Annotated in this window: 18 protein-coding genes and 1 rRNA gene; 3 read left to right on the top strand and 16 right to left on the bottom strand. The window is 73.4% G+C overall.

Features of this window, described 5'->3' with window-relative positions; genetic code table 11:
* Positions 1–247: 247 nt before the first annotated feature.
* The 12 genes from CLV35_RS07595 to CLV35_RS07540 all read right to left on the bottom strand — a co-directional run bounded on the left by CLV35_RS07595 (position 248) and on the right by CLV35_RS07540 (position 13,115).
* A 16S ribosomal RNA gene (locus CLV35_RS07595) occupies positions 248–1,764 on the bottom strand.
* A 531-nt stretch (positions 1,765–2,295) separates the two neighbouring features.
* Complete coding sequence (gene tyrS / locus CLV35_RS07590; RefSeq protein ID WP_121192831.1) at positions 2,296–3,558, bottom strand: tyrosine--tRNA ligase; 1,263 nt, start codon at positions 3,556–3,558, stop codon at positions 2,296–2,298.
* Positions 3,555–4,193 (bottom strand): DNA-3-methyladenine glycosylase, encoded by a 639-nt coding sequence (locus CLV35_RS07585; protein WP_121192830.1) that lies wholly within the window; start codon positions 4,191–4,193, stop codon positions 3,555–3,557. Before CLV35_RS07585 ends, tyrS begins: the two co-directional genes overlap by 4 nt.
* Positions 4,175–5,605: an argininosuccinate lyase gene (argH, locus tag CLV35_RS07580; protein WP_121192829.1), complete on the bottom strand. Its 1,431-nt coding sequence runs from the start codon at positions 5,603–5,605 to the stop codon at positions 4,175–4,177. The genes CLV35_RS07585 and argH overlap by 19 nt, the downstream gene beginning before the upstream one ends.
* The gene (locus CLV35_RS07575; protein WP_121192828.1) at positions 5,602–6,813 is read right to left on the bottom strand and encodes an argininosuccinate synthase; all 1,212 of its coding nucleotides are present in this window, start codon (positions 6,811–6,813) and stop codon (positions 5,602–5,604) included. Before CLV35_RS07575 ends, argH begins: the two co-directional genes overlap by 4 nt.
* Positions 6,814–6,882: 69 nt before the next feature.
* The gene (locus tag CLV35_RS07570) at positions 6,883–7,407 is read right to left on the bottom strand and encodes an arginine repressor (protein ID WP_231121582.1); all 525 of its coding nucleotides are present in this window, start codon (positions 7,405–7,407) and stop codon (positions 6,883–6,885) included.
* Positions 7,404–8,327, bottom strand: a complete 924-nt coding sequence (argF, locus tag CLV35_RS07565; protein WP_121192827.1) for an ornithine carbamoyltransferase — start codon at positions 8,325–8,327, stop codon at positions 7,404–7,406. Before argF ends, CLV35_RS07570 begins: the two co-directional genes overlap by 4 nt.
* Positions 8,327–9,529, bottom strand: a complete 1,203-nt coding sequence (locus tag CLV35_RS07560; protein WP_121192826.1) for an acetylornithine transaminase — start codon at positions 9,527–9,529, stop codon at positions 8,327–8,329. Before CLV35_RS07560 ends, argF begins: the two co-directional genes overlap by 1 nt.
* Positions 9,526–10,407 carry an acetylglutamate kinase gene (gene argB, locus CLV35_RS07555; RefSeq protein ID WP_121192825.1) on the bottom strand — a complete coding sequence of 294 codons (882 nt, stop codon included), beginning with the start codon at positions 10,405–10,407 and terminating at the stop codon, positions 9,526–9,528. The genes CLV35_RS07560 and argB overlap by 4 nt, the downstream gene beginning before the upstream one ends.
* Complete coding sequence (gene argJ, locus CLV35_RS07550; protein ID WP_121192824.1) at positions 10,404–11,555, bottom strand: bifunctional glutamate N-acetyltransferase/amino-acid acetyltransferase ArgJ; 1,152 nt, start codon at positions 11,553–11,555, stop codon at positions 10,404–10,406. The genes argB and argJ overlap by 4 nt, the downstream gene beginning before the upstream one ends.
* Positions 11,552–12,592, bottom strand: coding sequence for an N-acetyl-gamma-glutamyl-phosphate reductase (gene argC / locus CLV35_RS07545; protein WP_121193008.1), 1,041 nt, complete (start codon positions 12,590–12,592; stop codon positions 11,552–11,554). Before argC ends, argJ begins: the two co-directional genes overlap by 4 nt.
* Before the next feature lie 40 nt (positions 12,593–12,632).
* Positions 12,633–13,115, bottom strand: coding sequence for a hypothetical protein (locus CLV35_RS07540; protein WP_183061879.1), 483 nt, complete (start codon positions 13,113–13,115; stop codon positions 12,633–12,635).
* A 109-nt stretch (positions 13,116–13,224) separates the two neighbouring features.
* On the opposite strand from CLV35_RS07540, the gene CLV35_RS07535 reads away from it, so the two are divergent.
* Both CLV35_RS07535 and CLV35_RS07530 read left to right on the top strand, forming a co-directional pair.
* A complete protein-coding gene (locus CLV35_RS07535; RefSeq protein ID WP_231121581.1) occupies positions 13,225–13,581 on the top strand; it encodes a YidH family protein in 357 nt (118 codons plus the stop codon).
* The gene (locus CLV35_RS07530) at positions 13,578–13,886 is read left to right on the top strand and encodes a DUF202 domain-containing protein (protein ID WP_121192821.1); all 309 of its coding nucleotides are present in this window, start codon (positions 13,578–13,580) and stop codon (positions 13,884–13,886) included. Before CLV35_RS07535 ends, CLV35_RS07530 begins: the two co-directional genes overlap by 4 nt.
* Here the strand turns inward: CLV35_RS07530 and pheT are convergent.
* From pheT to CLV35_RS07515, 3 genes are read right to left on the bottom strand one after another with little or no spacing between them, the layout of a single operon-like run.
* On the bottom strand, positions 13,883–16,366 hold the full coding sequence (gene pheT / locus CLV35_RS07525; RefSeq protein ID WP_121192820.1) for a phenylalanine--tRNA ligase subunit beta: 2,484 nt from the start codon (positions 16,364–16,366) through the stop codon (positions 13,883–13,885). The genes CLV35_RS07530 and pheT overlap by 4 nt on opposite strands.
* Position 16,367: 1 nt before the next feature.
* The gene (gene pheS / locus CLV35_RS07520; RefSeq protein WP_121192819.1) at positions 16,368–17,477 is read right to left on the bottom strand and encodes a phenylalanine--tRNA ligase subunit alpha; all 1,110 of its coding nucleotides are present in this window, start codon (positions 17,475–17,477) and stop codon (positions 16,368–16,370) included.
* 38 nt (positions 17,478–17,515) lie between these two features.
* The gene (locus CLV35_RS07515; RefSeq protein WP_231121580.1) at positions 17,516–18,577 is read right to left on the bottom strand and encodes a sensor histidine kinase; all 1,062 of its coding nucleotides are present in this window, start codon (positions 18,575–18,577) and stop codon (positions 17,516–17,518) included.
* Between the two features lie 90 nt (positions 18,578–18,667).
* Between CLV35_RS07515 and CLV35_RS07510 the strand changes: the two genes are divergently transcribed.
* A complete protein-coding gene (locus CLV35_RS07510) occupies positions 18,668–19,327 on the top strand; it encodes a cyclase family protein (RefSeq protein ID WP_121192817.1) in 660 nt (219 codons plus the stop codon).
* A gap of 3 nt (positions 19,328–19,330) precedes the next feature.
* On the opposite strand, the gene CLV35_RS07505 is transcribed toward CLV35_RS07510, so the two are convergent.
* A complete protein-coding gene (locus CLV35_RS07505) occupies positions 19,331–21,199 on the bottom strand; it encodes an ABC transporter ATP-binding protein (protein ID WP_121192816.1) in 1,869 nt (622 codons plus the stop codon).
* Between the last annotated feature and the right edge of the window lie 58 nt (positions 21,200–21,257).

Here is a 21,257-nt window from a genome sequence, read left to right as displayed (position 1 = left end):
GACCGGCCAGAAGAAACCAGCACCCCCACCACCCCGCCGAAGCAGGGCCACAGAGGCCGCTCGTTCCCTCAGGACCCAACAGCGTGCCGCCCACCCCCGCACCAGACACAGCCGGCACCGGGAAGGACTACTTCGAGGACTCGTTCCACCCATGAGCACCACCACGGACACGTACGGCCCGCGCGTGGCTCCTGACCCCCCACCCTCACCAACCGGTGAGCGTGACTAAGAGGTAGGTGCTCCTTAGAAAGGAGGTGATCCAGCCGCACCTTCCGGTACGGCTACCTTGTTACGACTTCGTCCCAATCGCCAGTCCCACCTTCGACAGCTCCCTCCCTTGCGGGTTAGGCCACCGGCTTCGGGTGTTACCGACTTTCGTGACGTGACGGGCGGTGTGTACAAGGCCCGGGAACGTATTCACCGCAGCGTTGCTGATCTGCGATTACTAGCGACTCCGACTTCACGGGGTCGAGTTGCAGACCCCGATCCGAACTGAGACCGGCTTTTTGGGATTCGCTCCACCTCACGGTATCGCAGCCCTTTGTACCGGCCATTGTAGCATGTGTGCAGCCCAAGACATAAGGGGCATGATGACTTGACGTCATCCCCACCTTCCTCCGAGTTGACCCCGGCAGTCTCCCATGAGTCCCCAACTGAATGCTGGCAACATGGGACGAGGGTTGCGCTCGTTGCGGGACTTAACCCAACATCTCACGACACGAGCTGACGACAGCCATGCACCACCTGTCCACGACCCCGAAGGACACCACATCTCTGCGGCTTTTCCGTGGATGTCAAGCCTTGGTAAGGTTCTTCGCGTTGCGTCGAATTAAGCCACATGCTCCGCCGCTTGTGCGGGCCCCCGTCAATTCCTTTGAGTTTTAGCCTTGCGGCCGTACTCCCCAGGCGGGGCGCTTAATGCGTTAGCTACGGCACAGAGAACGTGGAATGCTCCCCACACCTAGCGCCCAACGTTTACGGCGTGGACTACCAGGGTATCTAATCCTGTTCGCTCCCCACGCTTTCGCTCCTCAGCGTCGGTACCGGCCCAGAGACCCGCCTTCGCCACCGGTGTTCCTCCTGATATCTGCGCATTTCACCGCTACACCAGGAATTCCAGTCTCCCCTGCCGGACCCTAGCAAGCCCGTATCGAATGCAGACCCGGGGTTAAGCCCCGGGCTTTCACACCCGACGTGACCCGCCACCTACGAGCTCTTTACGCCCAATAATTCCGGACAACGCTTGCACCCTACGTATTACCGCGGCTGCTGGCACGTAGTTAGCCGGTGCTTCTTCTGCGCCTACCGTCACTTTCGCTTCTTCGGCGCTGAAAGAGGTTTACAACCCGAAGGCCTTCATCCCCCACGCGGCGTCGCTGCGTCAGGCTTCCGCCCATTGCGCAAGATTCCCCACTGCTGCCTCCCGTAGGAGTCTGGGCCGTGTCTCAGTCCCAGTGTGGCCGGTCACCCTCTCAGGCCGGCTACCCGTCGTCGCCTTGGTAGGCCACAACCCCACCAACAAGCTGATAGGCCGCGAGCCCATCTCCAGCCGATAAATCTTTCCACCCCCCACCATGCGGCGAGAAGTCATATCCGGTATTAGCCCCGGTTTCCCGGAGTTATCCCGAAGCTAGAGGCAGGTTGCTCACGTGTTACTCACCCGTTCGCCGCTGATCCCCCACCGAAGCAGGTTCACCGCTCGACTTGCATGTGTTAAGCACGCCGCCAGCGTTCGTCCTGAGCCAGGATCAAACTCTCCAACAAAGAACCTAGAAAACTAGGACTCTCGAAGCAGAGCAAACGCCAGCCACCACACGACCCGCGTAGACCGTGCGGCAACCAACAAAAACCACATCACCACCCCACACCCCCCGAAGAGAGCGCGAGACATGACGAGGAAAAAACATATGGCAAATCCTCGAAAAACACGCTGTTGAGTTCTCAAGAAACGAACGCGCACCAGTTCCGCGCCTTTCGGCGTTTCCCTTGCGGCGATGTCTCGAACTTAGCGGCTTTCCCAGCGGATTTCAAATCCGCCGTTCCGGCCTCTCGCTGCCCAGCGCACCGGACCGGGGTCCGATGTCTGCTTGCGGGCAACTTCTCCACCTTAGCGGAGCTCCGTGCCGCCGTCAACTCGCGTCGACCTGGTCGGTGTCTCCCCTGAGCCCCCGGACCGGCCGCTCAGCGTCCGGCTCCCTGTCGGGGCGAGGAGCAACGCTACCAGACCCCGCGGCCGACTGCGAGGGGCCGTCCTCTCGACCTCGACCCGGCCGGACCCACACCACCCGGTCGGCCTCACACCACCTGCACGGCCGCCAGGGAGCGCTTCCCGCGGCGCAGCACCACCCACCCGCCTTCGAGAACGTCGGCCTCCTGCAGCGTCGCCTCGGCGTCGGCGACCTTGCTGTTGTTGACGTAGGCCCCGCCCCCGGTGATGTCGCGGCGGGCCGCCGAACGGCTGGCGCTCAGCCCCGTCTCCACCAGTACCTCCGCCACCGTGGGCAGCGGTCGCGACACTGTGGCGCGCGGCAGCTCCCCCAGCGCAGCCGACAGCGTGCCGGCGTCGAGGCCGGCGAGCTCTCCCTGCCCGAACAGCGCCCGGCTCGCGGCCACGGCACGCGCGCAGGCGTCGGACCCGTGGACGAGCGTCGTGAGCTCCTCGGCGAGCGCACGCTGCGCCTCGCGCGCCGCGGGCCGCTCGCGGGCGACCTCGGCCAGGGCTGCCAGCTCCTCGAGCGGACGCAGCGAGAAGGCCGGCATCCAGCGCACCACGTCGGCGTCGTCGGCGTTGAGCCAGAACTGGTAGAAGGCGTACGGGCTGGTGAGCTCCGGGTCGAGCCACACCGTCCCCGACTCGGTCTTGCCGAACTTCGTGCCGTCGGCCTTGGTCACCAGCGGCGTCGCCAGGGCGTGGACGGAGTGGGTCGTCACGCGCCGGACGAGGTCGACCCCGGCGGTGATGTTGCCCCACTGGTCGGAGCCGCCGAACTGCAGCGTGCAGCCGTGGCGCCGGTGCAGCTCGAGGTAGTCGTTGGCCTGCAGCACCTGGTAGCTGAACTCGGTGTAGGACAGACCGCCGGCCGCCAGCCGCACGCTGACCGACTCGCGGTCGAGCATGCGGTTGACCGGGAAGTGCTTGCCCACGTCGCGCAGGAAGTCGATCGCCGAGACCGAGGCGGTCCAGTCGAGGTTGTTGACCATCTGCGCCGCAGCGGGCCCCTCGAAGGTCAGGAAGCGCGACACCTGCCCGCGGATGCGCTCCACCCACGACGCGACGACCTCGCGCTCGTTCAGCGAGCGCTCGGCGCTCTTGCCGCTCGGGTCGCCGATGAGCCCGGTCGCCCCTCCCACGAGCGCGAGCGGGCGGTGTCCGGCGTCCTGGAGCCGGCGCGCGGTGAGGATCTGGACCAGGTTGCCGATGTGCAGGCTGGGCGCTGTGGGGTCGAACCCGACGTAGAAGGTCACCGGCCCCGCGTCGAAGGCGGCGTCGAGCGCCTCGCGGTCGGTGGTCAGGGCGAGCAGGCCCCGGGCCTGCAGGTCGTCGAGGATCGCGCTCATGCCCCCGATCCTCCCGTACGCCGCTTGGGGGCGTGCGCCTTGTAGGCGCTGACGGTGCGCTCCCCCGTCGCCCAGAAGCGCCAGGGCGTGTCCGCTCCGGCGCGCAGCCCGACGCGCGGGCCCACCGACACGTCGATCACCGCAGTGCCGGCCAGCAGGCGGACGGGTGCGTCGGCGGCGTACAGGTCCGCACCGGTGAGAGCGCCGTCGATGCCGAGCGCGGTGCACAGCCGCGCCGGGCCGCGGGCCAGCTCGACGTCGGTACGCGCGGTGGTGCGTCGCGCCCGCGCCGTCTCGACCCCCTCGACGACCTCACCGGCACGCAGCAGCACCGCCGACGCCGTGCCCGCCGGACCGCACACCACGTTGGCGCACCAGTGCATGCCGTAGGTGAAGTAGACGTAGAGGTGGCCGGCCTCCCCGAACATCACCGAGGTGCGCGGCGTGCTCCCGCGGAAGGCGTGGGAACCGGGGTCGGCCTCCGCCGCGTACGCCTCGACCTCCGTGAGCCGCACGACGACCCGGCCGGGGGCGAGGTCGGAGACGAGCAGGGCGCCGAGCAGCGTCGGCGCCACCTCCTCGGCGGGCGCGCTCAGCGCCCGCCGAGGGAACGGCGTCACGGCCGCGTCGCCCACGCAGCGTGCTCGTGGGCCAGCGCGACCAGCGCGGACAGCTGCTCGGCGACCCGGCCGGGCGACGTGCCCCCGACCGCGGACCGCGACTCGAGCGCGCCCGAGACCGTGAGCACCTCGCGCACCTCGGGGCTCAGCCGCGGGTCGATGGCGGCGAAGTCCGCGTCGTCGACCTCCCACAGCTCGAGGCCGCGGGCGTCGCACCAGGCGACGAAGGCGCCGCTGATCTCGTGGGCGTCGCGGAAGGCGGTGCCACGGCGTACGAGCCACTCCGCGACGTCGGTCGCCAGCGCGTGCCCGGTGGGCGTGGTCCGTTCGAGCCTCTCCGTGTCGACCGTCAGGGTCGACACCATCCCCGAGAGCGCCGGCAGCAGGAGGAGCAGCTGCTCGACGGCGTCGAAGACGGGCTCCTTGTCCTCCTGCATGTCGCGGTCGTAGGCGAGCGGCAGGCCCTTGAGCATGGTGAGCACGCCGGTCAGGTGACCGATGAAGCGGCCGGCCTTGCCGCGCGCGAGCTCGGCGATGTCAGGGTTCTTCTTCTGCGGCATGATCGACGAGCCGGTCGAGAAGGCGTCGTCGAGGCGCACCCAGCCGAACTCCGAGGTCGCCCAGAGGCAGACCTCCTCGCCCAGCCGCGAGAGGTGCACGCCCAGCAAGGCCGTGCAGAACAGGAACTCCGCCACGAAGTCGCGGTCGCTGACCGCGTCGATCGAGTTGCGCACGGCTCCGGCGAAGCCGAGCTCCTTGGCGACCGCCTCGGGGTCGAGCGGCAGGGACGACCCCGCCAGTGCGCCGGCGCCCAGAGGAGACCACGCAGCCCTCTCGTCCCAGTCCTGGAGCCGGTCGACGTCGCGAGCCAGCGGATGGACGTGCGCCAGCAGCTGGTGGGCGAAGAGCACCGGCTGCGCGTGCTGGAGGTGCGTCATGCCCGGCGCCGGGACGGTCGAGTAGGTCGTGGCGAGGCCGGTGAGCGCGGTCTCGAGCTCCGCGATGCGCGACACGAGCTGGCGGGCCGCGTCGCGCAGGTAGAGCCGCAGGTCGGTCGCCACCTGGTCGTTGCGCGAGCGCCCGGCGCGCAGCTTGCCGCCCAGCGCACCCAGCCGCTCGAGCAGCCCGCGCTCGAGCGCGGTGTGGACGTCCTCGTCCTCGAGCGTCGGGCGGAAGGTGCCGGCGCGTACGTCGTCGGCGAGGGAGTCGAGCGCGCCGAGCATGCGCTCGAGCTCCTCGTCGGTCAGGAGGCCGGCGCCGTGCAGGACCCGCGCGTGCGCCTTGGACGCCAGCAGGTCGTAGGGCGCGAGCCGCCAGTCGAACTGCACCGAGACCGACAGCGCAGCCAGTGCCTGGGAGGGGCCGCCGGAGAAGCGGCCGCCCCACAGGCGGGTGGGAGCAGGCTGGGTCGGAGCCGGCTCGGTCACTGCGCGCCGCCGGCGAGCCGCTGGTCGCGGGCCGAGGCGATGCGCGAGGGCAGGCCCCAGAGCTCGACGAAGCCCTTGGCGAGCGACTGGTCGAAGGTGTCGCCCTCGTCGTAGGTCGCGAGGTCGAACGAGTAGAGCGAGCCCTCGCTGCGGCGGCCCGTGACCCACGCGCGGCCGGCGTGCATCTTGAGCCGGACGTCGCCGGACACCGGCGCGTTGGCCTCGGCGAGGAACGTGTCGAGCGCGTTCTTCAGCGGCGAGAACCACAGCCCGTCGTAGACCAGCTCGCCCCAGCGCTGGTCGACCTGGCGCTTGAAGCGGGCGAGGTCGCGCTCGACCGTGACGTTCTCGAGCTCCTGGTGGGCGGTGATGAGCGCGATGGCGCCGGGCGCCTCGTAGACCTCGCGGCTCTTGATGCCCACGAGCCGGTCCTCGACCATGTCGAGCCGGCCGACGCCCTGGGCGCCCGCGCGGGTGTTGAGCTCCTGGATCGCCTGCAGCGGCGTGACCCGACGGCCGTCGAAGGCCACCGGGACGCCGGCCTCGAAGGTGATGACGAGCTCGTCGGCCTCGCGGGGCACCGAGGGGTCCTGCGTGTAGCTGTAGACGTCCTCGCCCGGGGCGTTCCAGATGTCCTCGAGGTAGCCCGTCTCGACGGCGCGGCCCCAGACGTTCTGGTCGATCGAGTAGGGCGACTTCTTGTTGACGTCGATCGGCAGGCCCTTGGCCTCGGCGAAGGCGATCGCCTTGTCGCGGGTCATCGCCATGTCGCGGACGGGCGCGACGACCTTCATCTCCGGCGCGAGGGCAGCGGTGCCGACCTCGAAGCGCACCTGGTCGTTGCCCTTGCCGGTGCAGCCGTGGCCCACCGTGGTGGCGCCGTGCTTCTTCGCCGCGGCCACGAGGTGCTTGACGATCAGCGGGCGCGAGAGCGCCGAGACCAGCGGGTAGCGGTCCATGTAGAGCGCGTTCGCCGCGATCGCGGGCATGCAGAAGTCGGCGGCGAACTCCTCGCTGGCGTCGGCGACCTCGGCCTCGACCGCGCCGCAGTCGAGGGCGCGCTGGCGGATGACCTCGAGGTCCTCGCCACCCTGGCCGACGTCGACCGCCACGGCGATCACCTCGGCACCGGTCTGCTCGGCGATCCAGCCGATGCACACGGAGGTGTCGAGGCCTCCGCTGTAGGCCAGGACGACGCGATCTGCCATGGGGTCCAGCTCCTTCGTGGTGGGTCGTGCTCAGGATGAGGATGTCGTAGTCGGGATGCCGGCCCCGGGTCAGGCGAAGCTGCGGGCGGCGTCCGGCCGGCCCTCGCCGGCCAGCGCCAGCAGCCGGTCGGCGACGGCCTCGCCGCCGGCCGCGCCGCGGGAGACCACGATGACGGTGTCGTCGCCCGCCAGCGTGCCGAGCACGTCGGGCAGGTCGGCGCTGTCGATCGCCGAGGCCAGCAGGTTGGCGCCGCCGGGCGGCGTGCGCAGCACCGCCAGGTTGGCCGACGCGTCGGCCGAGACGAGCAGGTCGTTGAGCGTACGCAGCAGCCGCGCGTCGAGGACGGCGCGGTCGGCAGGCGGCCGGGGACGGCGGTCGCCGCCCTCGGAGGGCACCGCGTAGACCAGCTCGCCGCCCGAGCGCACCTTCACCGCGCCGAGCTCGTCGAGGTCGCGCGACAGCGTCGCCTGCGTGACGACCAGACCGTCCTCGGCGAGCAGCCGGGCCAGCTCGGGCTGCGAGTGCACGTCGTGGCGCGAGAGCAGCTCGACGATGCGCCGGTGCCGGGCCGCCTTGGTCTGCGGGACGCTCACGGCTGCCCCAGCAGCCAGGTCAGCAGCGCCTTCTGGGCGTGCAGCCGGTTCTCCGCCTCGTCCCAGACCGCGCTCCGGGGGCCGTCGAGCACGCTCGCCGCAACCTCCTTGTCGCGGTAGGCCGGCAGGCAGTGCAGCACGATGCTGCCGAGAGCGCTGACGTGCAGCAGCTCCTCGGTGACGGCGTAGGGGACGAACGGCGCCGAGCGCGCGGCGTACTCGTCCTCCTGGCCCATCGAGACCCACGTGTCGGTCGCGAGCACGTCGGCCCCGTCGGCCGCGTGGCGGGGGTCGCGTACGTGGGCGATCGAGCCGCCGCTGCGCACCGCCAGCACGTGGGCCTTCGCGAGCACCGCGGGCGACGGGTCGTAGCCCTCGGGGGAGGCGATGCGCACGTGCATCCCCGCGACCGCGCCGGCGAGCAGGTAGGAGTGGGCCATGTTGTTGGCCCCGTCGCCGAAGTAGGCCAGCGTGACGCCCTGGAGCCGACCGTGCCGCTCCCGGACCGTCTGCAGGTCGGCCAGCAGCTGGCACGGGTGGAACTCGTCGGTCAGCGCGTTGACCACGGGCACCCGCGACACCGCCGCCATCGCCTCGATGCGCTCCTGGCCGAAGGTGCGCCAGACGATGGCCGACACCTGCCGGTCGAGCACGCGGGTGGTGTCCTCGACCGGCTCGCCGCGACCGAGCTGGCTGGTGGCGGCGTCGATGACGAGCGGGTAGCCGCCGAGCTCGGCGATGCCGACGGAGAACGACACCCGCGTGCGGGTCGAGGGCTTGTCGAAGATGACCGCGACGGCCTTGGGGCCCTCGAGCGGCCGCTCGGCCAGGCGGTCGGCCTTGAGCCGGTCGGCGAGGTCGAGCACCTCCAGCTGCTCGGCGGTGCCGAGGTCGTCGTCGCGGAGGAAGTGCCGTGGCATCAGGAGTCCTCTCCGAGCGCGGCGTCCAGGGCCGCGGGCAGGGCGGCGACCGCCGCGTCGACCTGCTCGTCGGTGATGACGAGCGGCGGGGCGAGGCGCAGCACGTCGGGCGCCGGCGCGTTGGCGAGGAACCCGGCCTCCTGCAGCGCGGAGTTCGCGCGCCCGGCCACCGGCGAGGTGAGCACGACGCCGAGCAGCAGCCCGCTCCCCCGCACCGAGGCGATGCCGGGATGACCGAGAGCCGGCACCTCGGCGGAGATCCGCTCCCCCAGCGACTTCGCCCGCGAGAGCAGGTCGTCGGAGGTGAGGGTGTCGAGCACGGCGAGGCCGGCCGCGCAGCTGACCGGGTTGCCGCCGAAGGTGCTGCCGTGCTGGCCGGGCTGCAGCAGCGAGGCCGCCTCGCCGAGGGCGATGCAGGCGCCGAGCGGCAGGCCGCCGCCGAGGCCCTTGGCCAGGGTGACGACGTCGGGGCGCACCCCGACGCTCTGGTGCTGGAACCACGCGCCGGTGCGCCCGATGCCGGTCTGCACCTCGTCGAGCACCAGCAGCGCGCCGGTCGCGTCGCAGAGGCGGCGGGCGAGCGCGAGGTAGCCCTCCGGCGCAGGCACCACGCCGGCCTCGCCCAGCGTGGTCTCGAGGACCACGGCGGCGGTGTCGCCGTCGACAGCCGCGTGCAGCGCCGCCTCGTCGCCGTAGGGGACGTGCACCACGCCCGGCACCAGGGGCTCGAACGGCTCCCGCTTGCCCGGCTGGCCGGTGAGCGAGAGGGCGCCGAACGTACGTCCGTGGAAGGCGTTCTCGGCGGCGACGACCTTCGTGCGCCCGGTGCGGCGGGCGATCTTGAACGCCGCCTCGTTGGCCTCGGCGCCGGAGTTGCAGAAGAACACCCGGCCCTCGCGGCCGAGCAGCGAGAGCAGCCGCTCGGCCAGGGCGAGCGACGGCTCGTTGGCGTAGAGGTTGGAGGTGTGCCCGAGCGTGCTGATCTGCGCGCTGACCGCCGCGACGACCGCGGGGTGGGCGTGGCCCAGGACGTTGGTGGCGATGCCGCCGATGAGGTCGACGTAGTCGCGGCCGTGCTCGTCGGTGACGACCGCGCCGGAGCCGCGGACGAGCGTCAGCGCGGGCGCCGAGTAGGACTGCACCATCGCGGCCTTCCACCGCTCGACGCCGCTGGTCGCTCCGCCGCTGGTCTGAACGGTCATGGCAGCACCTCCGTGCCCACTCCCTCGTCGGTGAAGATCTCGAGCAGGACCGAGTGCGGCACCCGCCCGTCGAGCACGTGGGCCTTCGGCACGCCGCCCTGGACTGCCCGCAGGCACGCCGTCATCTTGGGGATCATCCCGCTCGAGAGCGTCGGCAGCACGGCCTCGAGCTCGGCCGCCCGCAGCGACGAGACGACCTCGTCGGTGGCCGGCCAGTCGGCGTAGAGGCCCTCGACGTCGGTGAGGACGACGAGCTTCTCGGCGCCGAGCGCGACCGCGAGCGCAGCAGCCGCCGTGTCGGCGTTGACGTTGTAGGTCAGTCCGTCGTCGCCGCCCGAGACGCTGGTGACGACGGGGATGAGCCCGTCGCGCAGCAGGCTCTCGACCACGCCGGGCTGCACCGCGGTCACCTCGCCGACCTGGCCGATGTCGACCGGCTGCCCGTCGACCACCGCCGGCACCCGCTCGGCGGTGAACAGGCGCGCGTCCTCGCCGGAGAGCCCGACAGCGAACGAGCCGTGGCCGTTGATGAGGCTGACCACCTCGCGCTGCACCTGGCCGACGAGCACCATGCGCACCACGTCCATGGCCTCCGGCGTCGTGACCCGCAGGCCGCCGGTGAACACCGTCTCGATGCCCAGCTTGTCGAGCGCCGCGGTCACCTGCGGGCCGCCGCCGTGCACGACGACGGGCTTGAGCCCGGCGTGCCGCAGGAAGACGACGTCCTCGGCGAAGGCCTGCTTGAGCTGCTCGTCGACCATGGCGTTGCCGCCGAACTTGATGACGACCACCTTGTCGCGGAAGTCCTTGAGCCACGGCAGCGCCTCGATGAGCACGCGCGCCTTGGCCAGCGCCTGGTCGCGGTCGCGTGTGCTCATGTCGAGTAGGCGCTGTTCTCGTGGACGTAGTCGACCGTCAGGTCGTTGGTCCACGTGGTCACCTCGGCCTCGCCGGCGTGCAGGTCGACCCGGATCACCACGTCGCGGGCCGAGAGGTCGACGAGGTCGCGCGACTCCCCCGGCTCGCCCGCCGCGCAGACCTTCACCCCGTTGAAGGAGACGTCGACGTGGTCGGGCTCGAAGGCCGCGGACGTGGTGCCGAGCGCGGCGAGGACCCGCCCCCAGTTGGGGTCCTCGCCGAAGATGGCGCACTTGAGCAGGTTGCTGCGCGAGATCGTGCGCCCCGCCTCGATGGCGTCGGCCTCGTTGGCCGCACCCACGACCTCGATCGCGATGTCGTGCTTGGCGCCTTCGGCGTCGGCGAGCAGCTGGCGTGCGAGACCACGGCAGACCTCCTCGACGGCGTCGGCGAAGTCGGCCTCGTCGGGCGTGACGCCGGAGGCCCCGCTGGTCATCAGGACCACGGTGTCGTTGGTCGACATGCAGCCGTCGGAGTCGATGCGGTCGAACGTACGGCTGGTGGCGCGCCGCAGCGCGCGGTCGGCGACCTCGGCGTCGACCAGCGCGTCGGTCGTCACGACGACGAGCATCGTGGCGAGGGCCGGCGCCAGCATGCCGGCGCCCTTGGCCATGCCGCCGACGGTCCAGCCCTCGCGCGCGGCGACCGCCTGCTTCGAGACGGTGTCGGTGGTCATGATCGCCGTGGCTGCGGCGTCGCCGCCGCCGGGCGCGAGGGCCGTGACGGCAGCGGACACGCCGGCGCTGAGCTTCGCCCGGTCGAGGTGCTCGCCGATGAGCCCGGTCGAGCAGACGACCACGTCGCCGGCGGAGGTGCCGAGCAGGTCGGCGACGTGCTCGGCGGTGAAGTGGACGGTGGCGAAGCCCTCGGCGCCGGTGTAGCAGTTGGCTCCGCCGGAGTTCAGCACGACCGCGTCGATGCGCCCGTCGGCGGCGGCCTGCTCGCTCCACACCACGGGGTGGGCCTTGCAGCGGTTGGTCGTGAAGACGGCGGCGCCGGCGAACGACGGGCCGTCGTTGACGACCAGCGCGACGTCGGGCTTGCCGCTCGCCTTGAGCCCGGCGGTGACGCCGGAAGCGCGGAAGCCGGCTGCGGCGGTGACGCTCACGGAGCGACCCCCAGCGCGCTCAGGCCGGTGGTCTCCGGCAGCCCGAAGGCGAGGTTGGCGCACTGCACGGCCTGACCCGCAGCGCCCTTGCACAGGTTGTCGAGGGCGACGGTGACGACCGCGCGGCCGACGTGCTCGTCGGCGGCGACCTGCACGTGCGCGGAGTTCGAGCCCAGCGTGGAGGCGGTGCTGGGCCACGAGCCCTCGGGCAGCAGGTGCACGAACGGCTCGGAGTCGTACGCGGTGGCGAGCGCCGCCCGCAGCTGCGCGGCCGTCGCGCCGGGCCGGAGCCGCGCGGTCGTCGTGGCGAGGATGCCGCGCGCCATCGGCGCCAGCAGCGGGGTGAAGCCGAGCGTCACGCGGGTGCCGGCGGCCGCCGAGAGCGACTGCTCCATCTCGGGGGTGTGCCGGTGGACGCCGCCGGCGGAGTAGGCCGACACCGCGCCCATGACCTCGGAGCCGAGGAGGTTCTGCTTCGGCGCCCGGCCGGCGCCCGACGTGCCGCTCGCGGCGACGACCACCACGTCGTCGGGCTCGACCAGGCCGGCCGCCAGCAGCGGTGCGAGGCCCAGGGCCACCGAGGTGGGGTAGCAGCCGGGGGCGGCGATCCTCCGGGCGCCCTGCAGCGCCGCCCGCTGGCCTGGCAGCTCGGGCAGGCCGTAGGGCCAGCTCCCGGCGTGGGTGCCGCCGTAGTAGGAGGCCCAGGCGTCCGGGTCGGCGAGTCGGAAGTCGGCGCCGAGGTCGACGACGACCGTCGAGTCCGGGAGCTCGGCCGCGATGGCCGCCGACTGCCCGTGGGGCAGGGCGAGGAAGACCAGGTCGGCCTCGGCGAGCCGGGCCGGGTCGGTCGCCTCGAGGGTGAGGGCGCTGGCGCCGGGCGAGCCCACGAGGTGCGGCTGGCTCTGCACGAGCGGGGTGCCGGCGCTGCTCGCGCCGGTGACGCGGCGCACCTCGAAGTCGGGGTGCCCGGCCAGCAGGCGCAGCAGCTCACCGCCTGCGTAGCCGCTGGCGCCGGTGACGGCTACGGAGATGCCCATGCGCTCGACCATACAGCAGACCGTATGGTCATTCAACGCACTACCGGCGCGGTCCGGCAGCGAGCCGCGCCACGGGGCCCGCCAGCACTCCGGCGACGTCGGCCACCACGCTCGCGACGGTCCCCGCGCCGTGCCCGCCCGGCGCCTTGGCCAGCGCCTCGACGCGGGCGGCGACGGCCCGCAGCTCGAGCGCCACGGCGAGCAGGCCCGGTGCGAGGTCCGAGGTGCCCGCGTGCCCTGGAGCCGCCGTCTCCGGCGGTGATGCCGAGGATGCGGTCGCCGCAGGCTCGGCCGTCGGCGCCCCGGGCACCGCGCGCGGCCGGTCGAGGTAGTCCTCCGCCAGCCGCTTGGCCTGGGCCTCGGACACCTCGGTCTCGCCCACCCGCTCGTCGAGCGCGAGGTCCTTGACCAGCCAGGGGCCGTAGTGGTGGGTGTGCTTCTCGATGACCACGCGGCCGGAGGGGTCGGTGTGGGTGACGACGCCGTCGGGCGTGACGTCCTTGCGCCAGCGGATCCGGCTCATCGGGCGGGGTCCTCCTCGGACTACCGTGGGCGGGTGGGCGCGCACCAGTATCGGCCAGCCGTGCTGGCCCTCCTCGCCCCCGTCCACAGCCGGCGCTCCGGTCGTCGGCGTGCGTAGGCGGGTCTTCCGGCCGGCCGAGGAGCTGCGCGAGACGGGCGAGGAGCCCGACTACCGGTTCTCGCTGGCCAACGAGCGCACCCTGCTGGCCTACGTGCGCACCGCGCTGGCCCTGATGGCCGCCGGTGTCGGGCTGCTGCAGATCTCCGACCACCGGGTCGACGAGGTCGCCGGCGCGGCGCTGGTGGTGCTCGGCGTGGCCGTGGCGCTGGCGAGCTACCCGCGCTGGTGGGGCGTCGAGTCGGCGCTGCGCCGCGCGCAGCCCCTTCCCCTGACCCGGCTGCCGGCGGTGCTGGCCGCCGCGCTCGCGGTGGCGGGCGTCGTGGTGCTCGTCGGCCGGCTGCTGTGAGCAGCGACCCGGGGCTCCAGCCGGAGCGTACGACCCTGGCCTGGTCGCGCACCGCGCTGTCGGTGTGCGGGTGCGTCCTCGGGATGCTGCGGCTGGCAACCCCTGACGACCTGGCCTCGCGCGCTGTCGGCGGGTCGCTCGCCCTCGCCGGCGCGGTCGTGCTCCTCGCCGCCCGGCGCCGGGTCGGCGAGCTGCGTCGCGCGCGACCCGGCGCGCCCTCGCCGGCGGTCGTGCTGTGCCTGGCCGTCGGCCTGGCGGGCGCCGGCGCGGGGGCCCTGGTGCTGCAGGCGCTGGCCGGGAGCTAGGCCCCGCGCAGCGACGCGCCGGTGCGGGCGGCCGCCTCGGCCACGGCGGCGTCGCGGGCGGCGCTCGCCTCCTCGGAGGTGAGGGTGCGGTCGCTCGCGCGCAGCCACAGCCGGAAGGCCAACGACTTCTTGCCCGCCGGGACGCCGGTGCCGACGTAGGTGTCGAACAGGCGCAGGCGCTCGAGCAGCGGCCCGGCGCCGGCCTCGAGCGCGGCGAGCACCTCGGCGGCGGGCGTCGCCTCGTCGACCACCAGCGCCACGTCCTGCGTCGCGACGGGGAAGCCCGAGAGCCGGGGCGCCACGACGACCCCGGCTGCCGTGCCGGCCGCCACGAGCGCGTCGAGGTCGAGCTCGAGGGCGGAGGTACGCGGTGGCAGCCCCAACCGCGCGACCACCCGCGGGTCGAGCTCGCCCGCGTGGCCGACCACGCGGCCGTCGACGGAGACGGCGGCGCACCGGCCGGGGTGCCAGGGCGCACGCGAGGCCGCGGAGACCTCCGGCTCGGCCCCCGCCGCCCGCGCCGCGACCCGCGCCAGCTCGACCGCGTCGGCCCACGACGACTGGCGCGCGGGGCCCCACCAGCCGGCCGGCTCGAGGGCTCCGGCGAGCACCGCCGCGACGTGGCGGGGCTGCGCGGGCAGCGCAGCGTCGAGCGCTGCCACCTCGTCCTCGCTGGGCCGGCGGTCGACCGGCAGCCGCGGCGCCGGCGGGAGACCGGCCTCGGGCACGAGGAAGACCAGGCCCGCCTCGAAGAGCGCCACGTCGGTGCGGCCGCGGCCGAGGTTGCGCCGCGCGGCCGAGAGCAGGCCCGGGAGCAGCGTGGTGCGCATCAGCGGCTCGGCGTCGCTGATGGGGTTGGCGAGCCGCAGAGCGCGGCGGCGCTCGTCGTCGGCCGGCAGGCCGAGCGCGTCGAGGGCCGCCTCGCCGACGAACGGGTAGCTCGGCGCCTCGACCGCGCCGGCCGCCGCGAGGGCGCTGCCGACGCGGCGCCGGGCGCGCTGGGCGTCGGACAGCCCGGCGCCCGCGGGCGGCACCGGGAGCACCGACGGGATGCGGTCGTAGCCGACCAGCCGGGCGACCTCCTCGACCAGGTCGTAGGGGTCGCGCAGGTCGAGCCGCCACGACGGCACCTCGACCACGAGGGTGTCGTCGTCGACCTCGACCTCGCAGCCGACCGCCTGCAGGCAGCCGGCGACCTCGTCGTCGGTGTAGGCGACGCCGGCGATCCGCCGGGGCAGGTCGGCCGCAACGCGCAGGACGACCGGCGCGGCCGCCTCGCCGACGTCGGTGCCGCCGGGCCCGGCGGTCGCGCCGCCCAGCGAGACGAGCAGGTCGACCGCGCGCTGGGCGGCGACCGGGGGCAGCGCGGGGTCGACCCCGCGCTCGAACCGGCGGGAGGCCTCGCTGAGCAGGGCGTGCCGGCGGGCGCCCCGGCTGACCACGGCAGGGGCGAAGTGCGCGGCCTCCAGCACGATGGAGGTCGTCGTGCCGGAGATCTCGGTCGACGCGCCGCCCATAACGCCGGCGACGCCGATGGCTCCGCTGTCGTCGGTGATCACCAGGTCGTCGGCGTCGAGCGTGCGCTTGGCGCCGTCGAGGGTCTCGAGCGTCTCGCCCGCGACGGCCCGGCGCACGACGACCGGGCCGCGGAGCTTGTCGCGGTCGTAGGCGTGCAGCGGCTGCCCGAGCTCGAGCATGACGTAGTTGGTGACGTCGACGGCGAGGCTGACCGAGCGCATCCCCGAGAGCGCGAGCCGGCGCTGGAGCCACTGCGGCGAGGGCGCCTGCGGGTCGAGGCCGGTGACGACGCGGGCCACGAACCGCGGGCAGGCGGCCGGGTCGTCGAGGCGTACGGGCCACGCCTCCCCCGCCGCGCTCTCGACGGCCACCTCGGCCGGGTCGCGGAACTCGAGCTCGTAGGCCGTCGCGAGCTCGCGGGCGAGACCGCGGATCGAGAGCGCGTAGCCGCGGTCGGGCGTCGGCACGACGTCGAGCACCTCGTCGCGCAGGCCGAGCAGGTCGACCGCGTCGACGCCGAGCGGGGTGTCGGGAGGCAGCACGAGGATGCCGTCGTGGTCGTCGCCCGCGCCGAGCTCGCGGGTGGAGCAGATCATGCCGTCGGACACGTGGCCGTAGGTCTTGCGCGCGCTGATCGCGAACCCGCCCGGCAGCACCGCGCCGGGCAGGGCGACCACGACGACGTCACCGGGGGCGAAGTTGCTCGCGCCGCACACGACGCCCCGGGGCTCGGCGCCCTCGGCGACGACGACCTGGCACCAGCGGATGGTCTTGCCGTTCTTCTGCGGCTCGGCCGCGAAGTCGACGACACGGCCGGTGACCACCGGGCCCGTCACGTCGCCGGCGCGCTCGACCGCCTCGACCTCGAAGCCCGCGCGCACCAGCCGCTCGGCGACCTCGCGCCCGGTCTGGTCGGCGGGGACGTCGACGTGCTCGCGCAGCCACGACAGGGGCACCCGCACGTCAGACCTCCACGCCGAACGGAAGGGTGAAGCGGACGTCGCCCTCCACCATGTCTCGCATGTCCTCGCCGCCGTGGCGGGTCATCAGGGTGCGCTCGATGCCCATGCCGAAGGCGAACCCGGTGTAGCGCTCGGGGTCGATGCCGCAGGCGACCAGCACCCGCGGGTTGACCACGCCGCAGCCGCCCCACTCGACCCAGCCCTCGGACTTGCAGGTGCGGCAGTCCCAGTCGGGGTTGTCGACCGACTCGCCGTGGCACACCCAGCAGCGCAGGTCCATCTCGGCGCTCGGCTCGGTGAACGGGAAGAAGTGCGGCCGCAGCCGGGTGACCACGCCCTCGCCGAACATCGCGGTCGCGAAGTGGTCGAGGGTGCCCTTGAGGTGGGCCATCGTCAGGCCCTCGTCGACGGCGAGGCCCTCGACCTGGTTGAAGACCGGCGTGTGCGTCGCGTCGAGCTCGTCGGTGCGGTAGGTGCGCCCGGGCGCCACGACGTAGAAGGGCGGCGTGCGCGACAGCATCGTGCGCGCCTGCACCGGTGAGGTGTGCGTGCGCAGGATGACGCCGGCCTCGGGCGGCTCGACGAAGAACGTGTCCTGCATCGCGCGCGCAGGGTGGTCTGGGGTGAAGTTGAGCGCGTCGAAGTTGAGCCACTCGGCCTCGGCCTCGGGGCCCTCCGCGACCTCCCAGCCCATGGCCACGAAGACGTCGACGATGCGCTCGGCCAGCGTGGTGAGCGGGTGGCGCGCGCCGCCCGGGCGGCGGTCGTAGGGCAGGGTGACGTCGACCGTCTCCTCCACCAGCACGCGGGCGTCGCGCTCGGCCTCCAGCGCCTGCTCGCGCTCGGCGTGGGCCTGCTCCACCGCGCGCAGCGCAGCGCCGACCCGCTTGCCCGCGTCGGCCCGGGCCTGCGGCGGCAGCGCGCCGATCTCGGCGCGCGCGAGCCGGATCGGTGAGCGGTCGCCCAGGTGCGCCACCTTCGCGTCGTGCAGCGCGTCGAGCGTGCCAGCGGCGGCGAAGGCCTCGAGCGCCGCCTCGCGCAGCCGCTCGAGCTCGTCGGCGTGCAGCGGCGTCACGGCCACCGGGTCGAAGGAGGAGTTGGGAGCAGACACCCGAGGAGTCTAGTGAGTGGACCCGGCGCTCGAAGTGGTCAGAGCTCGAAGTCGGGAGCGCCGGAGGGCAGCTCGACCGCGAAGAGCGCGCCCCCGCCGGGGGCGTCGGAGATCTCGATGCGCCCGCCGTGGGCCTCGACCAGGCCCCGCACGATGTAGAGGCCGAGCCCGGTGCCGCCGCGCCGCCCGCTGCGCCAGAACTTGGTGAAGACGCGCTGGCGCATCTCGGCAGCGACGCCCTCGCCCTCGTCGCCGACGCTGAGGCGCACCCGGTCGCCGGGCAGCGCCCGGACCGTGACGGTCACGTGCCCGTCGCCGTGGCGCACGGCGTTCTCGAGCAGGTTGCCGATCACCTGGTCGAGCTTGTCGCGGTCGGCCCACAGCTCGGGCAGCTCGTCGTCGACCTCGACGGTGAAGCGGTCGTCGTCGTGCTCGCCGGCGAGCATGCCGGCGACGTGGCGCTGGACCGCGGCGCCGAGGTCGACGGGGACGCGCTGGAGCTGGAGGCGCCCGGAGTCGATGCGGGCGGTGTCGAGCAGCTCGGTGATCAGCCGCGTGACGCGGTCGGCGTCGGCCTCGACCGTCTCGAGCATCAGGCGCTTCTGCTCGTCGGTGAAGCGGTCCCACCGCTTGAGCAGGGTGGCGGTGAAGCCCTTGACCGAGGTCAGCGGCGAGCGCAGCTCGTGGGCGACCGTCGACACCAGCTCGGCGCGGCTGAGCTCCTCGCGCGCCCTGGCGCGCGCGTCGCGCAGGGTGACGACGACGCGGACGACCGCGCCGAGCGGCCGCTCCCGGACGTAGCGCGACACCACCAGCACCTCGCGCCCGTCGGGGAGGAGCAGCGTGCGCTCGGGGTGCCCGGTGCGCGTCGCGAGCCCGTCGAAGGGCCGGGCGCACGACCACCAGAGCCGGCCCTCGCGGTCGGCCAGCGGGAGCGCCTGCTCGAGCGGACCGCCCAGCACGTCGAGCGCCCGCAGGCCGACGAGCCGCTCGGCCGCCGGGTTGAAGGCGACGACGGTCCCGCGCTCGTCGGCGACGACGAGCCCGTCGGGCAGGTCGTCGGCGAGCGTGCGGAGGGGCGCAGCGGCCTCGGCGGTCACGCGCGCATCGTACGGCGGCCCACCGACGAGACCGGCCCCTCGCGCGGACGGCTCCGCCGGGACGGTCCTCCGCTCGCTACCCTCCGGCCCATGACCCGCACCCTGCTCGACCTCAGCCACCCGATCACGCCGGGCATGCAGACCTACCCCGGGCTGCCCGGGCCGCAGCTGCGCACGCACGTGAGCCGCGAGCAGTCCGCGCGCCGGCTGACGGGCGGGCTGTCGTTCGAGATCCTCGGGCTCGACATGGTCGCCAACACCGGCACCTACCTCGACGCGCCCCGCCACTACTGGGCCGACGGGGCGGACGTCGCGGGCCTCGAGCTCGAGCGGCTGGTCGACGTGCCCGTGACCCTGCTCGTCGCCGAGGGCGACGGCGCCGTGGGCGCCGGGCTCGTCGAGGCGGCCGGCGACCTGGCCGGTCGCGCGGTCCTCGTCTGCACGGGGTGGTCGCGGCACTGGGGCACCGACGCGTACGCCTCGGGCGGCCCGCACCTGAGCGCCGCAGCCGTCGACGCGCTGGTCGAGCGCTCCCCCGCCCTCGTGGGCATCGACGCGCTCAACATCGACGCGGTCGACGACCCGGCGCGACCGGCGCACGCGCGCCTGCTGCGCGCCGGGATCCCGATCGTCGAGCACCTCACCGGCCTCGAGGCGCTGGTCGGCGCCGACGCGCGGCTGACGGTGCTGCCGCCGCCGTTCGCCGAGCTCGGGACCTTCCCGGTGCGCGCGGTCGCCGTCGTCGCGTAGGGCTCAGCGGCCGACGCGGTCGAACTGGGTGCGGTGCAGCTCCTCGTAGCGACCTCCCCGCTCGAGCAGCTGCTCGTGGGTGCCGCGCTCCACGACACGGCCGTCCTCGACGACGAGGATCGCGTCGGCCGCGCGCACCGTCGAGAGGCGGTGGGCGATGACGATGGCCGTGCGTCCGACCAGCGCCTCCGCGAGGGCGGCCTGCACCTCGGCCTCGGAGGTGGAGTCCAGGTGGGCCGTCGCCTCGTCCAGGATCACCACCCGCGGGCGGGCGAGCAGCACCCGCGCGATCGTCAGCCGCTGGCGCTCCCCGCCCGAGAGCCGGTAGCCGCGCTCGCCGACCACCGTCTCGAGCCCGTCGGGCAGCTGCTCGACCAGCCGGCGCAGCCGGGCCCGACCGAGGACGTCCCAGAGCTCGTCGTCGGTCGCCTCCGGGCGCACGAGCAGCAGGTTGGAGCGCACCGACTCGTGGAAGAGGTGGCCGTCCTGGGTCACCATGCCGACGGCATCGCGCAGGCTGGCGGACGACAGCTCGCGGACGTCGACCCCGCCGAGGCGCACGGCTCCGGAGTCCACGTCGTAGAGCCGCGGCACCAGCGAGGCGATCGTCGACTTGCCCGCACCCGACGACCCGACCAGCGCGACGAGCGCTCCCGGCGCCACCTGGAAGCTGATGTCGTGCAGCACCTCGACGCCGCCGCGGGCGTCGAGCACCGCCACCTCCTCCAGCGAGGCGAGCGAGACCTTCTCCGGCGACGGGTAGGCGAAGCAGACCGACTCCAGCTCCACTCCGAGCGGGCCGTCCGGCAGCGGGCGCGGGTGCTCCGGCTCCTGTATGAGCGGCACCAGGTCGAGGACCTCGAAGACCCGCTCGAAGCTCACCAGCGCGCTCATGACCTCGACGCGGGCGCTCGCCAGCGCAGTGAGGGGGGCGTAGAGGCGGGTCAGCAGCAGGGCGAGGGCGACGACGTCGCCGGCGTCGAGGGTGCCGCGCAGCGCGTACCAGCCGCCGAGGCCGTAGATCAGCGCGAGCGCCAGCGCCGACACGGTGGTCAGCGCGGTGACGAACACCGTCTGCACCATGGCGGTGCGCACACCGATGTCGCGTACGCGCGCGGCCCGCGCCGCGAACTCCGCCGACTCGAGCGCGGGGCGGCCGAACAGCTTGATGAGCGTGGCGCCCGGCGCGGAGAACCGCTCGGTCGCCTGGGTCGAGAGCGCCGAGTTGTGCGCAGCCGCCTCGCGCTCGAGCGAGGCGAGCCGGCGGCCCATGCGGCGCGCGGGCACGACGAAGACGGGCAGCAGCAGAAGCGCGAGCAGCGTGATCTGCCACGACAGCGTGACCATCACGGCGACGGTGAGGACCACGGCGACGACGTTGCTGACGACCCCGGACAGCGTGTCGCTGAACGCACGCTGCGCGCCGATCACGTCGTTGTTGAGCCGGCTGACCAGCGCGCCCGTGCGGGTGCGCATGAAGAAGGCGACGGGCATCCGCTGCACGTGGTCGTAGACAGCGGTGCGCAGGTCGAGGATGAGGCCCTCGCCGATGCGCGCCGAGAGCAGCCGGTTGAGGATGCCCAGCGCCGCCTCGACCAGTGACAGGGCGGCGATCAGCAGGGCGAGCCCCACGACCGTGCGCGTCGAGGAGCGGCGCACGATGGCGTTGACCACGTGCCCGGCGAGGACCGGCACCGCGACCGCCAGCACGGCGAGGACGACGCTGAGGGCGAGGAAGCCGACCAGCTGGCGCTTGTGCGGGCGGGCGAAGGCGAGGATCCGGCGGGCCGAGGCGCGGGAGAAGCCGCTGCGGCCCTGCTCGGCGTTGGCCGCGTGCCACATCGACATGTAGGCCGTGACTTCCATGTCCATGCGGTCACGCTGGCCCTCCGCCGCGGAGCGGTCAACTGCTTTCGCCGGGGCGGCGGCA

Origin of the sequence: Motilibacter peucedani (assembly GCF_003634695.1) — a bacterium.
Lineage (GTDB): Bacteria > Actinomycetota > Actinomycetes > Motilibacterales > Motilibacteraceae > Motilibacter > Motilibacter peucedani.
The sequence above is the reverse complement of the archived record's forward strand: the minus strand, read 5'-3'. Positions and strand labels throughout refer to the sequence as shown.

What these genes read in the sequence shown, in the direction of transcription:
- tyrS (WP_121192831.1), bottom strand. Translation starts at nt 3,558, where the DNA reads ATGAGCGCGATCCTCGACGACCTGCAGGCCCGGGGCCTGCTCGCCCTG.
- argC (WP_121193008.1), bottom strand. Translation starts at nt 12,592, where the DNA reads ATGGGCATCTCCGTAGCCGTCACCGGCGCCAGCGGCTACGCAGGCGGT.
- CLV35_RS07510 (WP_121192817.1), top strand. Translation starts at nt 18,668, where the DNA reads ATGACCCGCACCCTGCTCGACCTCAGCCACCCGATCACGCCGGGCATG.
- CLV35_RS07560 (WP_121192826.1), bottom strand. Translation starts at nt 9,529, where the DNA reads ATGACCGTTCAGACCAGCGGCGGAGCGACCAGCGGCGTCGAGCGGTGG.
- CLV35_RS07540 (WP_183061879.1), bottom strand. Translation starts at nt 13,115, where the DNA reads ATGAGCCGGATCCGCTGGCGCAAGGACGTCACGCCCGACGGCGTCGTC.
- argB (WP_121192825.1), bottom strand. Translation starts at nt 10,407, where the DNA reads ATGAGCACACGCGACCGCGACCAGGCGCTGGCCAAGGCGCGCGTGCTC.
- CLV35_RS07575 (WP_121192828.1), bottom strand. Translation starts at nt 6,813, where the DNA reads ATGGCAGATCGCGTCGTCCTGGCCTACAGCGGAGGCCTCGACACCTCC.
- argF (WP_121192827.1), bottom strand. Translation starts at nt 8,327, where the DNA reads ATGCCACGGCACTTCCTCCGCGACGACGACCTCGGCACCGCCGAGCAG.
- CLV35_RS07505 (WP_121192816.1), bottom strand. Translation starts at nt 21,199, where the DNA reads ATGGACATGGAAGTCACGGCCTACATGTCGATGTGGCACGCGGCCAAC.